Source organism: Eubacterium limosum, from assembly GCF_000807675.2.
GTDB lineage: Bacteria > Bacillota > Clostridia > Eubacteriales > Eubacteriaceae > Eubacterium > Eubacterium limosum.
Genome location: NZ_CP019962.1, coordinates 3,036,091 through 3,061,114 on the forward strand (window position 1 = coordinate 3,036,091; position 25,024 = coordinate 3,061,114).

Below are 25,024 nucleotides of genomic sequence, written 5' to 3' on the forward strand. Positions count from 1 at the left end.
CATGACCGTTTTGTGTATAATTAATGCATTCGAGTAATAATTTGAATACTTTTAGATAAAACTTGGATAGAAAATCTTGTTTTTGTGCGTTAAAAAGTATAAAATAAACGGTACAGCATCATTGGCAACTGCCAAAAGACCAAGCTGCTAGGAAGATGATTGAATGATTGAATTTATAAATGTTACAAAAACGTATGATAAAAATGAAAAAGACGCCTTAAAAAATGTGAACTTGTTTATTGATAAGGGTGAGTTTGTATTTCTGGTTGGCCGCAGCGGCGCCGGGAAGTCTACCTTTATCAAGCTCTTGCTCCGCGAAATTGACGCGAGTACCGGGACGGTTAAGATCAAGGGCCACGACATTTCCAAGCTTTCCAAAAAAGAGATTCCTTATCTGAGAAGAAAGCTGGGCGTGGTTTTCCAGGATTTCCGTCTGCTTGAAAATAAAAGCGTGTATGAAAATGTGGCCTATGCCATGGAGATCATTGGCCGGCCCGAGCGCAAGATCCGCAAAAAAGTGCCGCTGGCACTGGAAATGGTCGGGCTTTCACACCGGGCAAACCATTATCCCAATGAGCTCTCCGGCGGGGAACAGCAGCGTGTTGTTATCGCCAGAGCCATTATCAACAACCCAAGTATTCTGATCTGTGACGAACCGACAGGGAACCTTGACCCTGTGACGTCGCGTGATATTATGCGTATTCTGGAAGAAATTAACAAGCATGGCACCACTGTGGTGGTTGTAACCCATGACAGTGAGATGGTTAATATTATGAAAAAAAGGGTATTAACCCTGGATAATGGTTATCTCACCAGCGATGACGTCAAAGGACGGTACCGCAATGCGAAGTAATCACTGGAAAACAATGCCCCGGACGATCCTTCGCGATACAGCACAGAGCATGCAGCGAAACAGTCTTATGAGTATTGCGGCTGTTTTTTCCATCATTGCAGCGCTGATCATTTTGGGAATCTTTCTGGTGCTTACCATCAATATCCGCCAGGCCACGGCGAATGTGGAGTCTCAGCTGGAAATGAAAATTTTCCTGAAGGTGGACTACACCGAAGAACAGCGTGCCGGCCTGGAACGGGATCTCAAGGCCAATCCCCTCATTTCTGAGGTTCGTTTTGAAACAAAGGATGAGGCCCTGGAGAATTTTTCAAGCTCACTGGACGACTACACAGGTCTTCTCAGTGATTTCAGTTCCGAGAACAATCCCATGCCCGCCTCTTTTATTATTCAGGTAAAGGACTCGGAAAGCATGGACGATGTTAAGGCTTTCGCTCTGACTTACCAGGACAAAGGGGTCGAATATGTAAAATACGGCGAGGAGTATATCAACGCTTTGCTGAATTTTAACCATTTCGCCAATACAATGAGCATTGTTGTGCTGATTGTCCTGTCAGTCATTTCATTGTTTTTGATTTATAATACCATCAAGCTCACGGTGTTTGCGCGCCGGAAGGAGATTGGTATCATGAAATATGTCGGCGCGACCGACGCTTATATCCGAACGCCGTTTGTCCTGGAGGGGACTTTTCTGGGGCTGATTGCGGCCGTTGTGGCTGTGATGATCGTGCGTTTGGCTTATTATTATATATTGGGCATGCTCGGCGGCAGTGTACTGCTTCCCATGACCTCAGCACTGGCGACACCGGATCAGGTAATGGGTCAGCTGATCTTTTTCTTTACAGTTTATGGTGTGGTAATCGGTGCGGTGGGCAGTGTGTTCGCTATTCGAAAATTCTTAGACGTATAAAAAACAGGAGGGGACTTCAGAAAATGAAGAAGAAAATTTCTTTAATTGTAACGGCATTATTTTGTTTATCTTTATTTATTTCTCCGGTTTATGCAGCCACAAAAGATGAATTGCAGCAGCAAAAAGACGACGCGTCTGCAAAAAAAGAGGCTGCCCAGTACCAGGTGGATATGACCCAGAACACCATCGAAGGGATTCAGACCGAAATCAGCAAGGCTAACGCAGAGATCGACAGGATCAACGGCCAGATCAGTACCCTGGACGGCCAGATCAATGATCTGACTGCTAATCTGGAAAGAACCACAGCCGAGCTGGAAGCTGCCGAAGAAAAACAGGCTAAACAGGAAGAAGAATTAAAAGAACGTGTCCGGGTCATGTATATGTACGGAAATGAAGGCTATATGCAGGTTCTTTTCTCAGCCACAGACTTTGCGGATTTTATCGCGAAGGCCGATATGATGAAATCCATCGTACAGGCCGATAAGGACTGCGCAACGGCACTGGAAAAGACCCGTGCAGAGGTAGAAGAGAAAAAAGAAACCATTGAGACAAACAAAGCACAGGTAGAGCAGGCAAAGGCAGATCAGGAAACAGCCCTGCAAAGCCAGAAGAGTGTCAAGTCTCAGAAGGATGAGCTGCTGGCTAAGAACCAACAGGTAGTACAGCAGTATCAGGCAGAGGTTGATAAGCAGGATGAAATCCTGAAACAGGCCGATGCAGAGCTGGCAGTAATCGCTCAGCAGGAAGCCGAAGCCTTGGCAGCCCAGAGAGCGCAGGAAGAAGCGGAGAGAGAACAGGCGGCCCAGAATGGTTCTGGCGGTTCCGGCAGCGATGCGGACAGCGGCTCCTCCGGCGGCGGTAACGTCGTAGTCTCCAGCGGCTTTATGTGGCCGTTGCCAGGCAACTACACCATTACCAGCTGGTTTGGTTACCGTCCGGCTTCCGATACCAATGGTATTGGCTCCACCAATCACGGCGGAATGGACATTGCAGCATCCACAGGCACACCGATCTATGCGCCGGCTGGTGGTTATGTAACGAAAGCATCCTGGTATGGCGGCTATGGTAACTGTATCATGGTGGCCATGGACAATGGCGATACCCTGTTATTTGGCCATTTAAGCGGTTATAACGTGTCTTACGGCCAGCGTGTCAACCAGGGCGATATCATCGGCTACGTGGGCAGCACCGGGAATTCTACCGGACCACATCTGCACCTGAGCTACTTTGCGAATAACGTCACGCCTGTAGATCCTTGGGATTACATCTATTATTAAAATTTTGACAGAATTTGGAAAGAATCATCCGATTCTTTCCTTTTTTATTGTTTATTTAAGGCTTTTAGTGTATTCTTTTCAGGTAAGTATTGACTCAAATTGATTTGAAAGGATTGACAATGGATAAAGGGCAGAGAAAAAAGCTCATCGTTATTGCGGTAATAGCGCTTATTGTCACAAATATCTTAACCTTTTGCCTGACAACAGGCGCCAATGTGGCGCTGGGCAATAAGGTGATTTTAAATGTTGACAGTACAGAAATGGCCGATGGACTTAAAAAACTGGTAAGCTTAAAAGGGCATATCGATAAGGAATATTACAAGGATATTGATGATACGACCCTGATGGAAGGGGCTATGAAGGGCATGTTTGAGTCCACAGGCGACCCCTACAGCGGTTACTATACTGAGGAAGAATTTCAGAAGCTGATGGAAAGCTCAACAGGCACCTACAGCGGCATTGGCGTGGTCGTGACTGAGGATGAAAGCGCGACGACCACAGTGGTTACCCCTTATAAAAACACCCCGGCGGGGGATGCGGGAATGCAGATTGGCGACAAGATCGTCAAGGTAAACGGCGAGGATGTCAGCGGAAAGGGCTCTGAATACACCGTAAGCCTGATGCGCGGCGATCCGGGCACCGCGGTGGAGGTAACTGTACTGAGGGACGGACAGGAACAGACCTTTAACCTGACACGCCAGAGTATTGACACCCCAACAGTGGATTCCAAAGTCATTGACGGCATTGGTTATATCTCTATTTCAGAATTTACCAATAAAACCTCTGAGGATTTTAACGCTGAGCTTGAAAATCTGCTGAGCCAGAATATCAGCGGGCTGATCATTGATCTCCGCTATAACGGCGGCGGTGTGGTTACTTCCGCGGTGGCAGTGGCAGACCGCCTGCTGGGGGATACGACAGTGGTCTACACGGTCGATAAAAACGGCAGCCGGAAGGACTATACCTCGACCGGGGAAGTAAAGCTGGACCTGCCGATGACGGTACTCGTTAACGAAGGAACCGCCAGCTCTTCCGAGATCCTGTCTGGGGCGATACAGGATACCGGGGCTGGGCAGCTCGTAGGAACACAAACATTCGGTAAAGGCATTGTCCAGGAAGTTGTGCCCCTCAAGGATAAGAGCGGCTACAAGCTCACCAATGCGGAATACTTTACACCGAACGGCCGCAACATTAACGAAAAGGGCCTGACCCCCGACGTGGCCATTGAACAGAACGAGGCCTATAAGAACACGCTGAATGTCCCGGAGGACCAGGATTTACAGCTTCAAAGGGCCATTGAGATTTTAAAGGGTAAGTAAACAGGAGGGGAGGATCGGAGTTTTAAAACTTCGATCCTTTTTTCTGCTATATTGAACTGATTCCCATTGACAAAACCGACAGAAGTGGTACAATAAGAGAACACATGTTTCTTGGATTGAAGGGTTACAAAGGTGATTGAATGAAACCATTTAAAGTAGTATCCGACTATGAACCAAAGGGCGACCAGGAAAAGGCCATCCGGGAACTGGCCGACGGCATTGATAAAGGGATGAAATTTCAGACCCTTTTGGGCGTCACCGGTTCTGGTAAAACCTATACCATGGCTAAGGTGATCGAAGCCGTCCAAAAGCCGACGCTGATCATCGCCCACAATAAAACGCTGGCGGCCCAGCTTGCCAACGAGTTCCGAAGCTTTTTTCCGGAAAATGCAGTGGAATATTTTGTATCTTATTATGATTATTACCAGCCGGAGGCCTACGTGCCGCATTCCGACCTTTATATCGAAAAGGACTCCTCCATCAATGATGAGATTGATAAAATGCGCCATTCGGCCACAGCGGCACTCTTTGAACGCCGGGACGTAGTCGTGGTGGCCAGTGTATCCTGCATCTACGGACTTGGGAGCCCTATTGATTACGAAAATCTGGTGCTTTCTCTGCGTCCGGGAATGGAAAAGGACCGCGACGCGGTTATCCGGAAGCTGGTGGATATCCAGTATAACCGCAACGATATTGCCTTCGAGCGTAATAATTTCAGGGTAAGGGGCGATATTCTGGAGATTTATCCGGCGGCATCCTCAGGGAAGGCCGTTCGGCTGGAGTTTTTCGGCGATGAAATCGACCGGATTACCGAGATCGACACCATTACAGGCGAGATCACCGGTGAGCTCAGCCATGTTTCCATTTTTCCAGCCTCACACTATACCACCACGCCCGAAAAGCTGGATGTGGCCATCAAAGGTATCCGTGACGAGTTGGCAGACCGGTATGATTATTTTACCGGGCATAATCAGCTGGTGGAGGCGCAGCGCATTCTGCAGCGGACCAACTATGACCTGGAAATGCTCAAGGAGATGGGCTACTGCAACGGCATCGAGAACTATACACGCTACATTAACGGCTCCCCTCCAGGAGCGCCGCCCTATACGCTGATCGACTATTTCCCAAAGGACTTTTTAATCTTCGCGGATGAGTCCCATGTGTCCATTCCGCAGATTGGCGGCATGTCCTCAGGCGACAGGGCCAGAAAACAAAATCTGGTGGATTATGGCTTCAGGCTCCCGTCTGCCTATGATAACCGCCCGCTCAACTTTGAGGAGTTTGAAGGGAAAATCAATCAGATTGTTTTTACCTCGGCCACACCGAGCAAGTATGAAAAAGAACACAGCGAACAGACCGTCGAACAGATCATCCGCCCCACCGGCCTCATCGACCCTGAAATCTTTGTGCGGCCCATCAAGGGACAGATCGACGATTTGATGAGTGAGATCAATGAGACGGTATCCAAGGGAAACCGGGTGCTGGTGACCACACTCACCAAAAAAATGGCGGAGGATCTGACCCAGTATTTCAAGGAAAACGGCATTCGGGTCAACTACCTGCACTCCGACATTGACACCATCGAGCGGACAAAAATCCTCAAGGAGCTGCGCATGGGCGAGTTTGACGTTTTGGTCGGTATTAACCTTTTAAGAGAAGGGCTGGATTTGCCAGAGGTTGGACTGGTCGCGATCCTGGATGCGGACAAGGAAGGCTATCTGCGATCAGAAACCTCACTCATCCAGACCATCGGCCGCGCGGCCAGAAATGTGGAGGGCAAGGTGCTTATGTACGCGGACAGAATTACCAGGTCCATGGATTATGCCATCACCGAAACCAACCGCCGGCGGAAAATCCAGAGTGAATTCAACGAGGCCCACGGTATTATTCCGCGGTCTGTCCACAAAGAAATCCACGATTCCCTCGAGGTGACAAAGGTCGCTGAGGATCAGGCTTCCTATGTGGTGGAAGACGAGGTGATGGATGTGGAAGCTGAAATCATGAACCTCGAAGCAGAAATGCTGACCGCTGCGGAAAATCTTGAGTTTGAAAAGGCCGCCGCGCTGCGTGACCGGATTAAAGAACTGAAAGGAAATAAATGAAATACATAGACGTCAAGGGTGCCAAGGAGCACAACCTTAAAAATATTAATGTGAAGATACCGAGAGACCAGCTGGTGGTGCTGACCGGTCTCAGCGGATCGGGCAAATCCTCGCTGGCTTTTGATACCATTTACGCCGAAGGGCAGAGACGCTACGTCGAGTCCCTTTCTGCTTACGCGAGGCAGTTTTTAGGCCAGACACAGAAGCCCAATGTGGAGAGCATTGACGGTCTGTCGCCGGCCATTTCCATTGACCAGAAAACCACCAACCGGAACCCCCGTTCGACCGTTGGGACAGTGACGGAAATATATGACTATTTCCGTCTGCTTTATGCCCGTATTGGCATTCCCCACTGCCCAAAATGCGGCAAGGTTATTGAGTCGCAGAGTGTGGACCAGATTGTGGACACCGTTCAGGCTCTGGAGCCCGGCACCCGGTTTCAGATTCTGGCGCCGGTGGTGCGCGGTGAGAAGGGGCAGCATAAAAAGCTGCTGGACCATTTGAAAAAGGAGGGCTATGTCCGTCTGATCGTAGACGGCGAGTCCAGAGAAACCAGTGAAGACATCGAGCTGGAAAAAAATAAAAAGCACAGCATTGAGGTGGTGGTTGACCGCCTTAAGAGCAAGGAAAACATGGCCAAACGCCTGACCGACTCCATCGAGACAGCCCTGCATCTGGCAAACGGCCTGGTGATCTGTGATGTGATCGGCGGCGAACAGCAGCTTTTCAGCGAAAAGCTGTCCTGTCCAGACTGCGGCATTGCCATGGATACGCTGGAGCCCCGGACATTTTCCTTCAACAACCCCTTTGGGATGTGTTCCGAGTGCCACGGACTCGGTTTCCACAAGGAAATTGACCCGGACCTGCTGATTCCAGACAAAAGCCTGTCCATTGAACAGGGGGCCATCAAGTTTTTCGGGCTGAAAAATGACTCCAAGATCATGGTCAACCTCATACGCGCCATTGCGAAAAAATACAATTTTACCCTGGACCAGCCCCTGACAGAAGCGCCGGACGCTTTTCTTCAGGAGCTTTTGTACGGCTCGGATGAAATTCTGGAAATCGAGTATGAGGGCAAGTTTTCGGGCACCTATACCACGACCTTTGAAGGCCTTGTCAACAATATGGAGCGCCGTTATCAGGAAACCCACTCCGAGGGTATGCGCAGCCTTATCGATAAATATATGTCTGAGATTCCCTGTCCAAAGTGTAAAGGGAAGCGCCTGAACCCCACAAGCCTTGCGGTAACGGTACAGGATAAAAATATTATTGACCTTACGGATATGTCGGTCAAAGAGCTTTTGGGCTTCTTTTCAAAGATGGAGCTCACAGAGACAGAACAGATGATTGGCGAGCAGATTTTTATTGAGATCAACGCGCGCCTGAAATTCCTCCAGGACGTTGGTCTGGAATACCTGACCCTTTCCCGTGCCGCGGGCACCCTTTCCGGCGGCGAATCCCAGCGTATCCGCCTGGCCACCCAGATCGGTTCCGGACTTGTGGGGGTGCTCTATGTACTGGATGAACCCAGCATTGGGCTGCATCAGCGGGATAACCAGAAGCTGCTAAAAACCCTGCGCCGTCTCACCGATCTTGGTAATACCCTGGTGGTGGTGGAGCATGACGATGAGACCATGGAAGAAGCCGACTGGATTGTGGATATTGGCCCCGGAGCGGGCGTCCACGGCGGCGAGGTCATTGCCGAGGGAACCGTTGAGGATATCAAGAAGGTGCCTGAGTCGATTACCGGCCAGTATCTGAGCGGCAAAAAGCAGATTGATGTGCCGCAGGAGCGCCGGGCCGGTAAAGGCACGGCCATCACCATTAAAGGCGCGTCCCAGAATAATCTGAAGAACATTGACGTGTCCTTCCCTCTGGGCAAATTCATCTGTGTCACGGGTGTTTCCGGTTCAGGAAAGAGTACACTGGTCAATGAAATTTTATATAAGGGCGCTTCCCAGAAGCTGTACCGCAGCTTTAAGAAGCCCGGAAAATACAAGAGCATCGAGGGATTGGATGAGATTGATAAGGTCATCGCCATTGACCAGTCCCCCATCGGGCGTACCCCAAGATCTAATCCAGCGACCTATACCGGTGTGTTTGACATGATCCGTGACCTTTTTGCAAAAACACCTGAGGCCAAGGCCAGGGGCTATAAAAAAGGACGCTTCAGCTTTAATGTAAAGGGCGGCCGCTGTGAAAAATGCAGCGGTGATGGGATACTCAAAATCGAGATGCATTTTCTGCCTGATGTCTATGTGCCCTGCGAGGTGTGCCATGGACAGCGGTATAACCGTGAGACGCTGGAGGTTAAGTATAAAGGAAAAAACATCGCGGATGTCCTGAATATGACGGTTGAGGAATCTCTGAAATTTTTCGAGCATCTGCCGAATATCCGAAATAAAATGCAGACCCTCTATGATGTGGGGCTTGGCTATGTGAAGCTGGGACAGCCGTCCACACAGCTTTCCGGCGGGGAAGCGCAGCGAATCAAGCTTGCCACAGAGCTTTCAAAGCGCAATACGGGCCGCACCCTTTATATTCTGGATGAACCGACCACGGGGCTTCATATGGCGGATGTCGCAAGGCTGATCGACGTACTGCAGCGCCTGGCCGATACTGGCAGTACAGTGGTGGTGATCGAGCATCAGCTGGACATGGTAAAGGTTGCCGACCATATTATCGACCTGGGGCCAGAGGGCGGCGACGGCGGCGGAACGATTGTATGCACAGGGACCCCGGAGGAAGTCGCTAAAGTGAAGGAATCCTATACCGGGCAGTACCTGGCTAAGATTTTACATAAAAAAAGGTAAATATTCGACGGGAATAGAATCCTTTTTTCAGCCGGAAAAGCCCATGAAATCAGCACTGCTGCTGTGTGCAATACAATCCCGCGAAGGGTGAAATGGTGCCCGAATGATGCCCAAGTGAACAAACCGGGTTATGAACAGTAGCACAAAGTTATGACATAAAATGAACTGTTTGACATTTTCATTCGTTAATATTAGAATAGAAAAAATAAGTTATATATTTGTTCGCCTTAGGCAGAAAAGGCGAACTATAGGTTGTTTATATTCGTTTAGGAGGGTGGCTATGAATGATTTGCAGTTTGTTTTGGAAAACGGTGAATCTTGGCTGCAATATGCTGTAAAGGTGAATGTTTTAGGCGAAAGCAAGAATAGTTTGAAAGAGTTAAGAAAGCAAGCATTATCTAATCCAAAAATCAAGGCATATCTTATTGATGTTTCAAATTTTCATAACTGCCTTGTGACCAATCATAAAAATCCTGATTTGTCTATGCACAAATTATTATTTTTACTTGAGCTTGGATTTGATACAGATATTCCGGAGATACAAGCCGGTATAAATAAAATTTTAGAACATATAGATGAAAATGGTATTTATCAATCGCCAACAAATATTCCGAAGCATTACGGCGGCATTGGCGAGGACACCTTTGGTTGGTGCTTGTGCGATGCGCCATTGCTGCTTCTTTTACTGCATAAAGCAAACGTTGATTATGATAAACATATTCATCGTGGTGTAGAGCACCTTTTAAGCTTTTATAAAGATGAGGGATTTCCTTGCACCGTTTCTAAAGAGCACGGAAAATTCAGAGGCCCCGGGCGCAAAGACGATTGCTGCCCCTATGCTACATTGCTGATGTTAAAGCTGCTTTCTGATATAGAAAACTATAAGCAAAGTGAAATTGCGGAGAAAATAGCGCAAAATTTACTTTCTCTATGGGAGCACAGCTTGGATAAGCACCCCTATATGTTCTATATGGGAACTGATTTTAGAAAGCTGAAAGCACCTGCAATGTGGTACGATATCGTAAGTGTTGCCGATGTTTTAAGCCGTTTTGACACCATAAAAAAGGACAAGCGATTTCTTGAAATGGCTATGATTTTAAAATCAAAGCAAGACGAGAATGGTTTGTTTACACCCGAAGCTGTATATCAAAAGTTTAAGGGCTGGGATTTCGGGCAAAAGAAACAGCCATCCCCCTATCTAACCTATGTTTGCAGCCAAATTTTACTGCGGACAGAATTATGAGCATTTTACGTAGTACGCCTTATTGGACTAATACGCATTTCTTCTTTAGCCGTTTTTAATTGTGGCAAGCAGGGCATGAGCGTACACACTCATGCCCTGCTTGCCACGATTGTTTTCGGTGGTATTGGGATTCCCGCCGCGCATGAAAATAGCCCCGGCATGAGACGGGGTTACATCTCACGCTGGGGCGTGTTGCGGAACGATAGATGTCCATTTTCAGGGGTTCGGGATAAAAAGGTACAGGCACCACGGTTCCGCGCCCGCAGAGGACCATTCTGTCAGTGTTTTTACGGCCCTATTTGTCCGCTTTGCGCCCCGGCTCTGGGGGTCTGGTTCCTACCGGGCATAAATAGTGCGCCCCGGACGGTGGTTGATACCTCCGGGGCGCTCCCGACCGTCCCACATGGGAACCCTATCCCGATTTCGGGGGTATAAAACGCCCCTGAATGGCCTGCCACCATATAGCCTCCCATAGCGCTTGCGATTTTGGGGAAAGAGTGGTATAGTAAACACGTCAGCAAGCCATACAAGGGCTTGCTGATTTTTTGTTTTGTGGTGCCCAACTTTACAAAACCACGCTGTTCAAGGTTATGCCACCTTATTCGTGGGATTTGAGAAAACGCCCATTTCATACGGGTTTGCGGGGTAGATCTATGGAACTCTTTGCCACCTTATGACGGCTAAAATAGCTATGCAGGCAATAAAAAATGCTAAATATTACCAATCTTTTCACGAAACCCGTTGACAGGTACTGTCTAATTAAGTATAATAAAGCTAACAAAAGAGTTTAATAGACAGTGGGTGATAAAGATGAAAACAACATTGAAGGATTTAAGACCTGGTGAATCAGGTGTGGTTGATACAATTTCAGTGGAAGGCCTTATGCGCCGTAAGCTCATGGATATGGGCGTAACCCCTGGTGTCGAGGTAATGGTCGATAAGGTAGCGCCCTTTGGAGATCCGATCGAAATTCACCTTAGAGGCTACGCATTAAGCCTGAGAAAAAACGATGCTGAAAATATATTAATCGCCTGATTGTTTAAGCTTCTAAATAAATATTAAATCACAAAAACCGCCTTTTTTCAAGGTGGTTTTTCTCTTGTAAGGGCAAGTTAGTTTTATGTGACATCCTAAAAACCGAGGAGTATTTTATGAATTATCGCGTTGCACTGGTGGGAAATCCGAACTCTGGAAAAACCACCCTATTTAACAGCCTGACCGGAAGCAATCTGTATGTGGGGAACTGGCCGGGCGTCACCATTGAAAAAAAGGAAGGGGATCTGCGGAATACTGCGAGCAAAATTACGCTGGTGGACCTTCCCGGCATTTATTCGCTGGCGCCCTATTCGATGGATGAAATTGTATCAAGGGATTTTTTGCTGAGTGAGCCGCCGGATTTGATCATCAATATTTTAGATGCATCAAACATTGAGCGGAACCTCTATCTGACCACCCAGCTGATGGAATTGAAAATTCCCATCATCGGTGTGTTGAACATGATGGATATTGTTGAGAAAAAGGGATTGAAGCTGGATCTCCACGCTCTGAACAAAGGCTTTGGGTTCCCATTTATGGAGATATCCGCCCAAAAGGGAATCGGCATTGAGGCACTGATCAAGGCAGTCGAGGAAAAGCTGGAGGATGACCGGAAAGCCGGGAAAGCACCGGAATTCAAACCGGTTTTTCCAGATAATATCGAAAGGGTCATCATTGATTTTGACAACCTGGTGCAGCGGTCTTACCCGGATATTCTGCCCGGCTATCCCAAAATTTTCAGAAGCATCAAGCTCATTGAAAAGGACGATGAAATTCTGAAAAAGGTGGAGAACTGCTTTGGACTGGATCAGGATATTTATGACGCCAGGGAAAAGATCAGGGAGATCAGCGAGCAGGATGTGGACAGCACCATTGCGGATTACCGCTACCGCTTTATCACAGATCAGGTAACAAGGGCTACGAAAAAAATCGGTAAAACCCATCTGGCCTTTGAGGACAGGCTGGATAAGGTACTCATGAACCGCTACGCGGCCCTGCCCATTTTCTTTATCTTTATGTTTATCATTTATTTTGTGTCCATCAACGTGGTGGGGGATGGTACAACAGGCCTTATCGAGGGTTTTATCAGCGAAATGCTGATTCCCGGTGTGACGGGCTTTATGGAAGGGCTGAACGTGGCCCCGTGGCTCATCGCCCTGGTGACAGAGGGCGCCATCACCGGTGTGGGGGCAGTTCTGACCTTTATCCCACAGATTACCGTGCTGTTCATCTTTATCTCTGTGCTGGAGGACAGCGGCTACATGGCGCGGGTGGCATTTATGATGGACCGCGTGTTTCGGAAATTCGGCCTTTCGGGAAAATCCTTTATCCCGATGGTCGTTGGGCTTGGGTGCTCGGTGCCTGGAATTATGGCAACCCGCACCCTGGAGAACGAACGGGAGCGGAAACTGACCATTATCCTGACTCCCTTTATCTCCTGTGGCGCCAAGATGCCGATCTATGTGCTCATGGCGTCAGCCTTTTTCTCAAAGGCCCAGTCCGTCATGGTCTTTTCCTTATATATCGTAAGCCTGCTGGTGGTTTTTGTGTCAGGCGTGATTTTGTCCAAGACGGTATTTAAAGGACAGGATTCCGGCTATCTGCTGGAGCTGCCGCCCTACCGGTTGCCAGTGCTTAAAAACACGGTTACCCAGGTATGGCAGCGCGTGAAGGAGTTTATTGTACGTGCCGGCACCATTATTTTTGCGGCCTCGGTTGTGCTTTGGTTTCTCCAAAACTTTGGTACGAACTTCCAGATGACGGCCAATGCCGATGAGAGCATTCTGGCGGCCTTCGGGAAATTCATCGCCCCGGTTTTTGCCCCGCTGGGCTTTGGCAACTGGGTGGCCAGCGTTTCGGTATTGTCGGGTATCGCGGCCAAGGAAATGATCATCAGCACCATGAGTGTCTTGACCAGTACCTTTGACGGCGGCTTTAACATGGCGCTCGGACAGATTTTCACCCCGCTTTCGGCTTACAGCTTCATCCTGTTTGTGCTCTTGGCATCGCCCTGTACGGCAGCGTTGGCGACCATGAAAAAGGAGCTGGGAAGCTGGAAAACTTTTGGCTTTGCCATTTTGTACCAAACGGGTACTGCCTATCTGATCTCCATGCTGGTCTACCAGATTGGAAGCCTGTTTATTTGATTTATCTGCGGCCTGAGGCCGCTTTTTTTGTTACCACTTTAGCATCTTTGGGTAGATATAATCCTGTACAAATGAAAGCAAATTGGAGGAAACCATGAAAAAGACACAGATATCTGCCCAAAATGGTTCGGACGGCCGTTCCTTTGCGGCGGGACTGAATTTTTATAAGCTCTTCTGGATTTTTATGATCGGTTGTTTTTTAGGGACGATTCTTGAAATGATTTTTTGTTTTGTAACCCAGCACGGCCTTATCGAAAGCCGGTCGGGTTTGATTTATGGCCCGCTTAACCCGGTCTACGGCTTTGGAGCTGTGGTTCTGACCATTGTTTTAAGGCCCCTTGCCCATAAAAGAGATTTGTTTATCTTTCTTTTCAGTATGGTCATTGGCTCAGGCTTCGAGTATCTCTGTTCAGCCTTCCAACAGTATTTTATGGGGACAGTATCCTGGGATTACAGCAACCTGCCCCTCAACATCGGCGGGCGTACCTGTCTCCTGTATGGGCTGTTCTGGGGGCTTCTGGGGCTTTTGTGGGTAAAGGACGTTTATCCGTATTTCTCCAAATGGATCGAAAAAATCCCCAACAAGGTGGGGATTGTGCTGACCTGGGTGCTGGTGGTGTTTATGATTTTTAACATGGCCATTTCGGCCCTGACTGTCCAGCGCTGGGATCAGCGTGACCACGGCGTCAAGGCGGACAATTCGTTTGAAGAATTTCTGGATAAGACCTATCCCGATGATTTTATGCGCAAGATCTACCCGAACATGATTCTTTAACAAATTGAAGATTGAAAATGGAAAATTCAGGTACAAAAAGCCCCTGGCTTTTTGATTGAGATGCGGCTTGCGCCGCATTTTAATCAAATTGTCAGAGGTTTTTTTATCATTTGTCGATTTAATGATGTATTTGGTTTGTTTGCGGCCTCTGGCCGCTGTTTAAATCGCTTTTGCCAATGGCAAAGGGGTTCTGGAATTTTCCATTTTAAATTTTAAATTTTCAATTTTCCATTTCCTCACTGGCAGCAAACTCTAAATTTAGATCAGGCGTCTCAGCCGGCTCCTTCCCTTTAAACACGGTGAGGACGGTGACGCCGGTCAGGATCAGTACGCAGCCCAAGACACTTTTGACAGTGATGGGCTCACCCAGAAAGGCGATGCCGCAGACCACGCTGGTGATGGGCTCAAACATGCTGAGAATGGCGGCTGTGGTGCCGCCGGACAGCTTGACGCCAAGCTGGAACAGGGTAATGCCCAGAAAGCCGCAGAGCATGGCCACCAGAAAGGAAAGCAGCCACCCCATGGGGGTGATGTCAAGGGTCAGGGTTCCTGTGAACAGGCCGTAGATAAAAACAAAGCCGGCCACAAACAAATTGATGTAAAAAGACAGCTTGAGCGGGTGCAGCGCAAGGAGGTTGCTTTTATCCAGATACAGGATGTAGAAAGCGTAGGTCAGGCCGGAAACCAGCGCTAAGAGGATGCCAAGCAGTCCACCCTCAATTTTACCGCCCATAAAAAAGCTGATACCGGTTGTGGCGATGACCAGGGCCAGGATCTTGGGCTTGGTGAGGTGTTCCTTAAAGATCAGAATGGCGCCCAGGGCCACGAATACCGGGTAGACAAAGTGCAGGGTGGTGGCAGTGCCCACGGGAATATAATTGTAGGACTGGTACAGCATCAGCGTGGTGACGGCAGAGCCGATAAAGCTGATGATCAGAAGCTGTTTAAGCTGCGGTTTTGAAAGCTTAAAAGACACCTTCTGCTGTTTTAAAATAATCCATAAAACCGGTACACAGAAAAAGGTTCTCAGAAAGGTCAGCATAATGGAATTGCTGCCGTTAAGATAGGTGATTTTTCCCATGATCGGTGTAAAACCAAAGATACAGGCCGAGAGTATGATAAACAAATTTCCTTTTAAGCTTTTCATTTTTCCTCCAACAATATAAATGCTTCCCAACAGCACAAGCATACACCATAATCAGGGGAAAAACAAGGGGTCAAAAAAGTAAAAATGACCTGCGCGCCGGGCAGGCCATTTTTAAATGAATCTTGTTAAAAAGCGGATTTATAGATGTATTCCGAGGTCGAGGCGTGAAGGGCGCTGACGTAGTTACAGCGGAAGGACACAATATCCCCGATCTGGTAATCACGGCGGCATTCCGTAATATCCACAATCAGGTGGTCTGAGCTGGACGCAATGATTTCAAGGTCTGCATCCAGAGGGGTCAGATCCTCCATGGTGGTATCCTGCTTGCCCAGAGCGCAGATGGCACGCTTGCGGATGCCGCGGTCTTCAAAGACCGGTGTGCAGCCATAGGCGTCACAGCCGATTTTGCCGATGGGCATGGAAGGCTTATCTTTGATCTCGATAATCTCCACATCCAGAATAAAATTATCATCGTGGAGATTTTCATAGCGCATGTTGTTGGAGGTGTCATTTCCGATAAGGATCAGCTCGCCAATGCGCAGGTTATTGATACAGGAGGGGATGGTGCCCGCTTCCACCATAAAATAGGTGCTGGAGGCGCCGCCGGATGTGATGGCGCAGTCCAGGCCAAAGCGTTTTTTAAGAAGAGTCTGGAAATCGTCAAAACGCTCGTAGGTCTCCACAGTGGGGACGATGGCGCCGGTACAGGACAGGTTCGCGCCGATGCCCCGGATGTCAATGTTTTTAAGCTTCAGCATCTCTGCCATATCCGCGCAGAGTGATTCCTCTGAGAAATAGCCCTCGCGCAGATCACCCAGATCCACCATGACCAGCACCTCATGCTTTTTGTGGTGCCTGGCCGCCGCGGCATCCAGAGCCTGGACGGTTTTCAGCTCAGAGTTCAGGGAAAGGGTGGCGTACAGAACGGTTTCCTCGATCTCGGAGAGCATGGGCATGCGGATCAGCCATTTGGGGCAGTCGAGGTCTGCAAGGGTGATGAGATTCTGGACGCGGGAATCGCCAAGGGCAGTAACGCCCCCCGCCAGCAGGGTTTCGGCAATCTCATAATTGCCGCCGGTGCACTTGGTAATGCCAGTGACGCCGATGTTTTTTTCGGCAGCGGCCTTTACAACGGTCTGTGTATTTTCAAGAATTTGCTGTTTGTTAAATCGCAATAATGGATACATGGTTCACCTCAAAAATTTTATACGTCTTAGTATACCATGTTTTTATAAAGAGTGTATGAAGATTTTTAAAATAATTGCACCCTTTCCGGCGGCTTTAGGTTGACAGTATTTTCTGCCTTGTTTATAATTAAGGGTACACTTATAAACGTATTTTGATTATTAATTTGGAGGAACCCATGAAGATATACGACCATCATAAAATTGAGAAAAAATGGCAGAAGTACTGGGAAGACCACGATACCTTTAAAATCGAGCAGAACTCGGACAAAGAAAAGTTCTATGGTCTGGTAGAATTCCCGTATCCGTCAGGCGCCGGACTGCACGTCGGCCACGTCAGAGCCTACACATCCCTTGAAATTATTTCAAGAAAACGCCGGATGGAAGGCTTTAACGTCTTATTCCCCATTGGCTGGGACGCCTTTGGCCTGCCGACCGAGAACTACGCCATCAAGACCGGCCGCCATCCGAGAGAAGTCACCGATGAAAACATCAAGGTATTTACCCAGCAGCTGAAATCCATTGGGTACTCCTTTGACTGGGACTGCGAGATTGACACCACCGATCCAAACTATTTTAAGTGGACCCAGTGGATCTTCTTACAGCTTTTTAAACATGGTCTGGTTTACAGAGACCGCACCTATGTCAATTTCTGCAGCGGCTGCAAGGTTGTTCTGGCCAACGAAGACTTCCGCGAGGGCAAATGCTCCATCTGCGGCAGCGAGGTCGTGCAGCTTGAAAAGGACGTCTGGTTCCTGAAAATCCGTGAGTATGCCGAAAAGCTTCTGGCAGGCCTGGACGACGTGGATTACCTGCCGCGTATCCGCCTGGAACAGGAAAACTGGATCGGTAAATCCATCGGCGCCGAGGTCGATTTTGATATCGCGGGCGCAGATCAGAAGCTCCGCGTTTTTACCACCCGTCCCGACACCCTTTTCGGCGTGACCTTTATGGTCATCGCGCCCGAACACCCGCTGATCGAGGAAATGAAAGACCGTATTACCAACATGGATGCCATTGTGGATTACCAGGAAGCCGCCAAGCGCAAGACAGAATTTGAACGTGTCCAGCTGGCAAAGGAAAAGACCGGCGTCATGATCGAGGGCATCCGCGGCATCAACCCGTTAAGCGGGGAAGAAGTCCCCATTTTTATCGCGGACTATGTTATGATGGGCTACGGCACCGGCGCCATTATGGCGGTTCCGGGACATGATACCCGTGACTGGGAATTCGCCAAGAAATTTGATCTGCCCATCATCGAAGTCATCAAGGGCGGCGATGTGAGTGTAGAGGCCTATACCGATACAGCCAGCGGCGAGATGGTGAACTCCGGCTTCTTAAACGGAATGGAAGTCAAGGAAGCCATCGCAAAAACCATCGAATATCTGGAAGAAAAAGGTCTTGGCAAAAAGACCATCAACTATAAAATGAAGGATTGGGCCTTCAACCGCCAGCGCTACTGGGGTGAGCCGATTCCGATCGTTCACTGCCCGAAATGCGGCATGGTGCCTGTACCGGAAGATCAGCTGCCATTAGAGCTGCCAAAGGTCAAGAGCTATGAACCAACCGACACCGGCGAGTCTCCGCTGGCTGGCATCCCTGAATGGGTTAACACCACCTGTCCGCACTGCGGCGGTCCGGCCAAGCGCGAAACGGACACCATGCCGCAGTGGGCGGGTTCCAGCTGGTATTTCCTGCGCTATTTTGACAACAAAAATGACCAGGCACTGGCCGACTATGACAAAATGAAATACTGGATGCCTGTCGACTGGTATAACGGCGGTATGGAACACGTCACACGACATCTGCTCTACTCCCGCTTCTGGCATAAATTCCTGTATGACATCGGCGTGGTGCCAACCGCAGAGCCCTATAAAAAACGGACCATGCAGGGCCTCATTCTTGGCTCAGACGGCGAAAAAATGTCCAAGTCCAAGGGCAACGTGGTTAATCCCAACGATATCATCGACGAATACGGCGCAGATACCCTGAGAACCTATGTCATGTTCATCGGCGACTATGAAAAACCCGCGCCGTGGTCTGAAAATGGCACCAAGGGCGCCAAGCGTTACCTGGATCGTGTCTGGAAGCTTCAGGAAATTGTGACAGACGAAACAGGCTATAGCCCAGAGCTGGAAAGCATGATGCATAAAACCATCAAAAAAGTCAACAGCGACTACGAAGAAATGAAATTCAACACCGCCATCGCGGCCCTGATGACGCTGATCAATGAGTTTAACAGCGTGGGCAAGGTGACAAAGGATGAGTTTAAAACCTATCTGCAGCTGCTGTACCCGGTAGCGCCGCATATCACCGAGGAACTCTGGGAAATCGCCGGACTGGAGGGCTGCCTGCACGACAGCCCATGGCCTGTTTATGACGAAGCCAAAACCGTGGACGATGTCATCGAAATGGCCGTCCAGATCAACGGTAAGGTGCGCGGTAAGATCAGCCTGCCTGCCGACGCGGACAAGGAAGCTGCTAAGGCCATTGCCCTTGAGCATGAAAATATTCGCAGCTATGTGGATGGCAAAAATATCGTGAAGGAAATCTTTGTGCCAGGCAAAATTTTTAACCTGGTTGTGAAATAAACATGAAGTATGTCGAGCTGTATACAGACGGCGGATGCCGCGGCAATGGCCAGGCTGGTGATAACATCGGCGCCATTGGCGGTATCCTCATCTACCCGGAAAAAGATATCCGCAAGGAATACAAGAAAGCCTATCCCAATACCACCAACAACCAGATGGAGCTGCAGGCAGTCATCACAGGCCTCAAGATGCTCAAAGAGCCCTGCGAGGTCGTGATCCACAGCGATTCCGCCTATGTGGTCAATGCCTACAACCAGAACTGGGTTACGGGCTGGAAGGCCAAAAACTGGAGCCGCGGCAAGGCCGGCCCCCTGAAAAACAAGGAGCTCTGGATGGAGCTGGACGAGCTGGTCAACTACCATGACGCCCGCTTCGCCAAGGTCAAGGGCCATGCCAACAATGAACTCAATAACCGCGCCGACGCGCTGGTGAATGAGGCGATGGACGCGTATGGGAAATGAGAAGAGATTAAAATAAATATTCAGGGAGAGCTTATAAGCTGCTATCCCTAGCTCCAAAAAGAACCGATATGCCGCCGCACGAACTCCCGGCATATCGGTTTTTAAATCCCTATACCACCCGCTTAAAATATGGGACCACTTCTCCCATCATTTTAGAATAAATGTAAAACGATTACGAAGGTAATCGCAGAAAGGAAATGCAAATGGAAGCAAACACGCAGTACCATTTCATCAACTACGATGACGCTGTCAAGGCCTATGAGGGAGAATATCCGCGGCTGACGCGGGACAAGGTGGCGGAGCTTTTTTCGGACTTAAAGCGCGGGGCGCCGGTGGCCTTTATCAACCGGGGAACACCGGCCCAGCCCATGACAGCCATTGTATTCGCGGATGAGACAGTGCTTTTGTGGCCACGGTCGCCGCATTTTGTGGTAAATGCTGTTGGCCTGTATTTTGACAAGGACATGAAGCAGTGTCGAAAAAATAATCGAAAACGATTTGGTTACAGGCGGCACTTTCCAATTATTTTGGGTGAGGAGCTTCAGCTTTTACCAGTTGTGACAAAACTTCCTGATGGCGGCAGAGGAATCAGCTTTCTCTGCCGCCATTTTTTTATCCATTTGAGCGAGGAAAAAATGCTGGTATCATTAAGTGGATTGGCTGTTGCTTACTGCTGCCCGTCAAGGCTGATCAAGGATAAAATTCTGGAGCTGATGCGGCTTTGCCAGGCGCTGTTCATAAAAGAGTTGCTTAAAAACGGGCACTGCTTCAGCCTGGCAAATCACCCCGCTTGCCGCAGCTGCGCGTTGTTTGGAGTATGCCATGATCTGTTTCACAGGGCCTTTGGTTTTTAAGGTTTAAAAGTTTTTTCAAAAACTCTTTGGCGCAAGCTTTTAGCCTCTAACAAAGCGGAATTAGCTGTTTTATATCATTCGGATACAAAAAAGTCTCAATTTTTGGGGCTTTTTTGTTTTTTGAACGGATTTTCAGGCTGGAGCGTTTTTGATTTGTGCCCTTCAAATGCTTTAGAATGGCATTAACACCCCGGTAAACGGCGGTGAATCACAAATCAGGAGGACTGAAATGAATCAGACCAAAAACCTTAAGAAGCCTGCGGACATGAAGGGAATGGAGCGCGTGAAAGCGCGGAAGGATTTACGCTATTATCCGGTGCCGGATTATTTAAAGGATCTGGGCGTCTCGAGCATGGCGGATTTAACCGATGAGATGCCCTTGGTTTACCACTGCGACAGTCCCTTTTTCCCCATGGAGGGCGGTTATCAGCCCTGTGAGACGCCAGAGAATTTAAGCGCCAAAGCCCTGGCGGCAGAGCTCGGGGAGATCTGCAGGGTAAAGCTGGGCAACAGCGCTCATCCGCTGCACCTTTTTGAAGCGCTGTGTGACGGACGGCCGCTAAAGGAATGCATCTTTCCGGATGGCAGCACCCATCTGTGCGCTCAGGGCGAGATTGAGTCCGAAGGGGAGACGCCGCTTTCGGATATGGATATTGAAACCTTTCAAAGCCCATTGCTGAGGGCAGTCACAGATCAGGCCCTCCTCACCGATTCCATAGACATGAAGCGCTGGGTGTACCGCCTGCGCGACCCATGGTCAGACACATATTTTGTATTGATTGAAAAAGGAGAAGCCCATGAATAAGCATATAACCTTAAAGATAAACCGTTTTGAAAGCCCCCTGTTTGGAATTATCCGCACCCTGGTGGAAACAGTGGATGTACAGGCTCACAACAAAGCCATCGAGAGGGAGATCCGTGAGATTCAGAAACGCATCATGTATGATGTGGACTGCGAGCTTGTCAGCAAAGCCATGAACCGGCTCATCACACTCAAAAAGCAGATGCTGAGGACCGGGGAAGGGCGGCAAGAGTGGTTTGTGGTAAAGGATGTCTGCAGGGCCCTGGGGTATAAAAGCCACTGCGGGGCGCTGCGCACCCATGTGCGCAGTGAGGATGTGACAAAGCGGGAAATCCGCGACGCCAACAATCACCGCCAGAAAATGCTGGTGGTCAATGAAAGGGGACTGGACGCGCTGATCCTCGGCGGCCGGCTGCACGCTGCCCCATTTTTCAAGGGGTACATCACTGGGGTGATGCTGCCCTCGATCCGGGGATTAAAACCGTGGTTCCCCTGGCCCTGTGCGGGGACGGTGTGCGCTGGCTGTGTCCCCGGACCCTTTGGAGTGAACCATGAACTACCTGACTGAGCTCCTGGCCTTTTACAGATGGCTGGAAACCACGCTCATCAGCCCGATCCAGCAGGCCTACTGGCATCTGCTCATGTGGGCCAACAACAGGGCCGCTGTCCGGGACGAGCTGGGGGACTGGTACTGGCCGGTGGATTTTAATCTTCCCAACACAGTGGTCATGCGGTTTCTGGGCCTTAAAAAGCATTATCAGGTCGTGCACCTCAGAGACCAGCTGATCCGCACCGGCAGGGTGCAGTATGAAAAGCACCCTGCCCAGAGGGCAGGCACCTATCGTCTGAACCCTTTTAACCAGGGGCTTGAGGCGGTCTGGATTGTTGCGGAAAAGGGGTGCGCCCGCACCCAGGTATGGAACAGCGTCAGCAGCGCCGCTGGACCCGGGGCGGAACCGTACATAAATCCTTTAAACAATAAACAAGCTTTTCTATCAGGTAGTATTCCTGAGGACACGCTATCCCCCAACGGCTTTAATCTGCTTCCTGAGATCTCTGAAGAGGAAAAGGCAGCGATCCGGGCAAGGTTCCCAGACAACGATGTGGCAGCCTTTTACGCGATTTGGGAGGCCCGGGAGAAGAAACAGGTAGAGATTAAAAATTTAAGGAGGTGATGGGATGAATCGATATGGCACAGGTCCCGGTATCCTGCACAAGCGCAGGCCCTATCTGGTGGAAGCGGAATGCCGGGTGCAGGTGGGCTTTTATGCCCGGACTGTGGAAGAAGCGGAAGATTTATTTGGCGAGTACTGCCAGGCTGTGGAGGACAGGCACCCGGAGATTGTTTTGAGTATGACGGACCTTTATGAGGATGAATAGGAGGGGTGAATGAATCAATACAAAGAGATTGACGCGTTGGTAGAAACCTATAAAAATGGGCAGAAACATCCGAGAAACAGCCCAGAGCGGGAAAACGCAAAGGTGGCGGGAGAAATGCTCATCATAACCTTTAAGCCCCTGGTGTTGTCTGTGATGAGCAAGTTTCAGGTGCCGGATGAGCAGTTTGAGGATGGATTTCAGGACGGTCTTCTGGCCTTCATGAAGGGATTGGATCGCTTTGATCCTGAGCGTGGCGCTGCTTTTAATGCTTTTATACGAACACATCTGTGTCAGTATTACAGAAAATGGAAAAGTGGGCGCTTTAATCTGTCGGTGACGGCCCAGAAGCGGCTTGAGGACAAAGCGCCAGGAACGCAAGGACTCACTTTTGCCGACACGCTGCCGGATGAAGCACCCGGTCCAGAGAAAGGTTTTATCTGGAAGAAAGAAAACGAGCGCCAGCAAAGGAAACTGGCAAAGGGCCTTTCGCTGCTGACAACCAAGCAAAGGGAGGTGATCAACGACCATTACACATCGGGATTGAGTCTTCGGGAGATCGCTGATAAACAGGGAAAAGCACATCAGTCGGTATGTGAAACGCATACGGCCGCACTAAAAAAATTAAAAAAGTTTTTTGAATAAGACCCTGCCGTTTTTCAAAAATCCGGTATGTATATAGTGTAGGGCAAAATGCCACACAAAAATACAAACCAAAAAGGAGAAATGAACATGGCAGTTGAAAAAACAACGGAATCAGTAGGAATGAAAATCACCGTCAACCATGGAGAGCGGGAGGGGAAAATCGTCAAGACTTCAAAAACCTACGGCGACATCAAGGAAGACGTGACCGACGATGCCTTTGTGGCCACCGCCAAAGCCATTACCGGCATGCAGGAGCCCATCCGGGAAAAGCAGGTGAAGGTAACAGCCGAGGAGTTGGTTGAAATCGCATAGCGATTTCAACAGTTGACCGATGATAGTGAATAGTAGATCGTCGTGGTGTAAATCAGCAAAGCTGATTTGTTCATAAACGATCCACTAAAAAGAATATCAATCAACCAGAAGCACAAAATTAAAAATCAGGAGGAATTTTTAAAATGCCAACAACCAGCAAAGATTTAACCGTATATTTTCAGCGTGAGGACGGAAAGGAATTCAAGATCACGATCCCGGATTACAAGGAAGACATCACCGACGCCGAGATCAAAACCGGCGCCAAGGCCATCGTGGACCAGGGAGCCTTCCAGCCCGACGGTTTCGGCCTGGTAAAAGTCACCGGTGCCGTAAAAGTAGACACCACCAAGACCGATGTCGTCATTGAGGACGCGGTTTAGAAAAAAGGGGCGAAAGCCCCTTTTTTAAATGAAAGGTGAACCAACACCCTCCACTTTCAACCAAATAAAGAAGGGAGTACCAATGAAAAATCTTTATAAACGTATCAGTCGAAGTACCATCATTACAATCCTCATCCTAACTTCCTGCGTCTTTCTGACAAGCCTGAGCTCTAGGGTACCGGACGCGCCGGAGGAGCCGTTGGTATTGGAGTCAGAGACGCAGGAACAGCCTTTGGTAACGCCGGCTGACGGAGCGGTCAGTGAGGAGCCGGTCCCGGAGGAACCGGTCATCGACTCCAGGCCCTGGGCGTCGGCCCACTTTCTCATGGACGAGTACGCCTGTGACTGCGCGGGCTACTGTGACGGCTGGCCCACAGAAATGAACCCCGAGCTTCTCGAACGCATTGAGGCCCTGCGCATGGCTTGTGGGCGGCCGGTGATCATTACTTCTGGAGTGCGCTGCGCAGCGCGCAACGCCGAAGTGGGCGGAGTAGCCTGGTCCTTCCACAAAAAGGGACTGGCCGCCGATCTGTACTGCCCGGGCATGGGGGTAGGCGATCTGGCGGAACGGGCACAGGAAACCGGGTTAAACATTTTACCCTATTACAGCTCGGGTTATATTCATGTAGAATTACCTCTGAGCTGAAAGATGAAATGGGTTTAAATTAGAATGAATATAAATTGATGAGCGGTAAAGATTATCTTACGGGTATTTTTAAAAAAACTATTGACAATAAAGTTAGGGAATGCTAATCTATTATTGTGATTAGCGTAATCTAACTTTTTTAGGTTGTGTGAAA

The 25,024-nt window shown here is 49.2% G+C and carries 23 protein-coding genes; 21 read left to right on the forward strand and 2 right to left on the reverse strand.

The window, feature by feature from the left end; genetic code table 11:
• Window positions 1-163: 163 nt before the first annotated feature.
• The 10 genes from ftsE to B2M23_RS14210 all read left to right on the forward strand — a co-directional run bounded on the left by ftsE (window position 164) and on the right by B2M23_RS14210 (window position 14,471).
• Window positions 164-853: a cell division ATP-binding protein FtsE gene (gene ftsE, locus B2M23_RS14160; RefSeq protein ID WP_038350654.1), complete on the forward strand. Its 690-nt coding sequence runs from the start codon at window positions 164-166 to the stop codon at window positions 851-853.
• The gene (ftsX, locus tag B2M23_RS14165; protein ID WP_038350653.1) at window positions 843-1,760 is read left to right on the forward strand and encodes a permease-like cell division protein FtsX; all 918 of its coding nucleotides are present in this window, start codon (window positions 843-845) and stop codon (window positions 1,758-1,760) included. The genes ftsE and ftsX overlap by 11 nt, the downstream gene beginning before the upstream one ends.
• Before the next feature lie 23 nt (window positions 1,761-1,783).
• A complete protein-coding gene (locus B2M23_RS14170; RefSeq protein WP_052237017.1) occupies window positions 1,784-3,037 on the forward strand; it encodes a murein hydrolase activator EnvC family protein in 1,254 nt (417 codons plus the stop codon).
• Window positions 3,038-3,156: 119 nt separating this feature from the next.
• The gene (locus B2M23_RS14175) at window positions 3,157-4,356 is read left to right on the forward strand and encodes a S41 family peptidase (RefSeq protein ID WP_038350652.1); all 1,200 of its coding nucleotides are present in this window, start codon (window positions 3,157-3,159) and stop codon (window positions 4,354-4,356) included.
• A 140-nt stretch (window positions 4,357-4,496) separates the two neighbouring features.
• A complete protein-coding gene (gene uvrB / locus B2M23_RS14180) occupies window positions 4,497-6,458 on the forward strand; it encodes an excinuclease ABC subunit UvrB (protein WP_038350651.1) in 1,962 nt (653 codons plus the stop codon).
• Entirely contained in the window at window positions 6,455-9,271 is a 2,817-nt protein-coding gene (gene uvrA, locus B2M23_RS14185; protein WP_038350650.1) for an excinuclease ABC subunit UvrA, read from the forward strand. The genes uvrB and uvrA overlap by 4 nt, the downstream gene beginning before the upstream one ends.
• A gap of 280 nt (window positions 9,272-9,551) precedes the next feature.
• A complete protein-coding gene (locus tag B2M23_RS14190; protein WP_038350649.1) occupies window positions 9,552-10,514 on the forward strand; it encodes a hypothetical protein in 963 nt (320 codons plus the stop codon).
• Window positions 10,515-11,324: 810 nt separating this feature from the next.
• Window positions 11,325-11,549, forward strand: a complete 225-nt coding sequence (locus B2M23_RS14200) for a FeoA family protein (RefSeq protein ID WP_013381339.1) — start codon at window positions 11,325-11,327, stop codon at window positions 11,547-11,549.
• A 116-nt stretch (window positions 11,550-11,665) separates the two neighbouring features.
• The gene (gene feoB / locus B2M23_RS14205) at window positions 11,666-13,696 is read left to right on the forward strand and encodes a ferrous iron transport protein B (protein WP_038350648.1); all 2,031 of its coding nucleotides are present in this window, start codon (window positions 11,666-11,668) and stop codon (window positions 13,694-13,696) included.
• A 94-nt stretch (window positions 13,697-13,790) separates the two neighbouring features.
• Window positions 13,791-14,471: a putative ABC transporter permease gene (locus tag B2M23_RS14210; protein WP_038350647.1), complete on the forward strand. Its 681-nt coding sequence runs from the start codon at window positions 13,791-13,793 to the stop codon at window positions 14,469-14,471.
• Window positions 14,472-14,691: 220 nt separating this feature from the next.
• Here the strand turns inward: B2M23_RS14210 and B2M23_RS14215 are convergent, their stop codons facing one another.
• On the reverse strand, window positions 14,692-15,618 hold the full coding sequence (locus B2M23_RS14215) for a DMT family transporter (RefSeq protein ID WP_038350646.1): 927 nt from the start codon (window positions 15,616-15,618) through the stop codon (window positions 14,692-14,694).
• A gap of 125 nt (window positions 15,619-15,743) precedes the next feature.
• A complete protein-coding gene (locus tag B2M23_RS14220; protein WP_038350645.1) occupies window positions 15,744-16,805 on the reverse strand; it encodes an alanine/ornithine racemase family PLP-dependent enzyme in 1,062 nt (353 codons plus the stop codon).
• A gap of 176 nt (window positions 16,806-16,981) precedes the next feature.
• Here B2M23_RS14220 and leuS point away from each other — a divergent pair, with 176 nt between their 5' ends.
• From leuS to B2M23_RS14275, 11 genes are all read left to right on the forward strand, one after another.
• Window positions 16,982-19,393, forward strand: a complete 2,412-nt coding sequence (gene leuS, locus B2M23_RS14225) for a leucine--tRNA ligase (RefSeq protein ID WP_038350644.1) — start codon at window positions 16,982-16,984, stop codon at window positions 19,391-19,393.
• Window positions 19,394-19,395: 2 nt separating this feature from the next.
• On the forward strand, window positions 19,396-19,854 hold the full coding sequence (locus B2M23_RS14230; protein WP_038350643.1) for a ribonuclease H family protein: 459 nt from the start codon (window positions 19,396-19,398) through the stop codon (window positions 19,852-19,854).
• 203 nt (window positions 19,855-20,057) lie between these two features.
• Window positions 20,058-20,708 (forward strand): hypothetical protein, encoded by a 651-nt coding sequence (locus B2M23_RS14235; RefSeq protein WP_038350642.1) that lies wholly within the window; start codon window positions 20,058-20,060, stop codon window positions 20,706-20,708.
• 229 nt (window positions 20,709-20,937) lie between these two features.
• Window positions 20,938-21,513 (forward strand): hypothetical protein, encoded by a 576-nt coding sequence (locus B2M23_RS14240; protein WP_038350641.1) that lies wholly within the window; start codon window positions 20,938-20,940, stop codon window positions 21,511-21,513.
• Window positions 21,506-22,078 carry a BRO-N domain-containing protein gene (locus tag B2M23_RS14245; protein ID WP_052237015.1) on the forward strand — a complete coding sequence of 191 codons (573 nt, stop codon included), beginning with the start codon at window positions 21,506-21,508 and terminating at the stop codon, window positions 22,076-22,078. Before B2M23_RS14240 ends, B2M23_RS14245 begins: the two co-directional genes overlap by 8 nt.
• Window positions 22,062-22,685 carry a hypothetical protein gene (locus tag B2M23_RS14250; protein ID WP_038350640.1) on the forward strand — a complete coding sequence of 208 codons (624 nt, stop codon included), beginning with the start codon at window positions 22,062-22,064 and terminating at the stop codon, window positions 22,683-22,685. The genes B2M23_RS14245 and B2M23_RS14250 overlap by 17 nt, the downstream gene beginning before the upstream one ends.
• A gap of 4 nt (window positions 22,686-22,689) precedes the next feature.
• Complete coding sequence (locus tag B2M23_RS14255) at window positions 22,690-22,890, forward strand: hypothetical protein (protein ID WP_038350639.1); 201 nt, start codon at window positions 22,690-22,692, stop codon at window positions 22,888-22,890.
• Between the two features lie 9 nt (window positions 22,891-22,899).
• Window positions 22,900-23,532: a sigma-70 family RNA polymerase sigma factor gene (locus tag B2M23_RS14260; RefSeq protein ID WP_038350638.1), complete on the forward strand. Its 633-nt coding sequence runs from the start codon at window positions 22,900-22,902 to the stop codon at window positions 23,530-23,532.
• 87 nt (window positions 23,533-23,619) lie between these two features.
• Entirely contained in the window at window positions 23,620-23,844 is a 225-nt protein-coding gene (locus B2M23_RS14265) for a DUF1659 domain-containing protein (RefSeq protein WP_038350637.1), read from the forward strand.
• Window positions 23,845-23,987: 143 nt separating this feature from the next.
• On the forward strand, window positions 23,988-24,224 hold the full coding sequence (locus tag B2M23_RS14270; protein WP_038350636.1) for a DUF2922 domain-containing protein: 237 nt from the start codon (window positions 23,988-23,990) through the stop codon (window positions 24,222-24,224).
• Window positions 24,225-24,306: 82 nt separating this feature from the next.
• Window positions 24,307-24,870 (forward strand): YcbK family protein, encoded by a 564-nt coding sequence (locus tag B2M23_RS14275; RefSeq protein WP_052237014.1) that lies wholly within the window; start codon window positions 24,307-24,309, stop codon window positions 24,868-24,870.
• The last annotated feature ends 154 nt before the right edge of the window (window positions 24,871-25,024 follow it).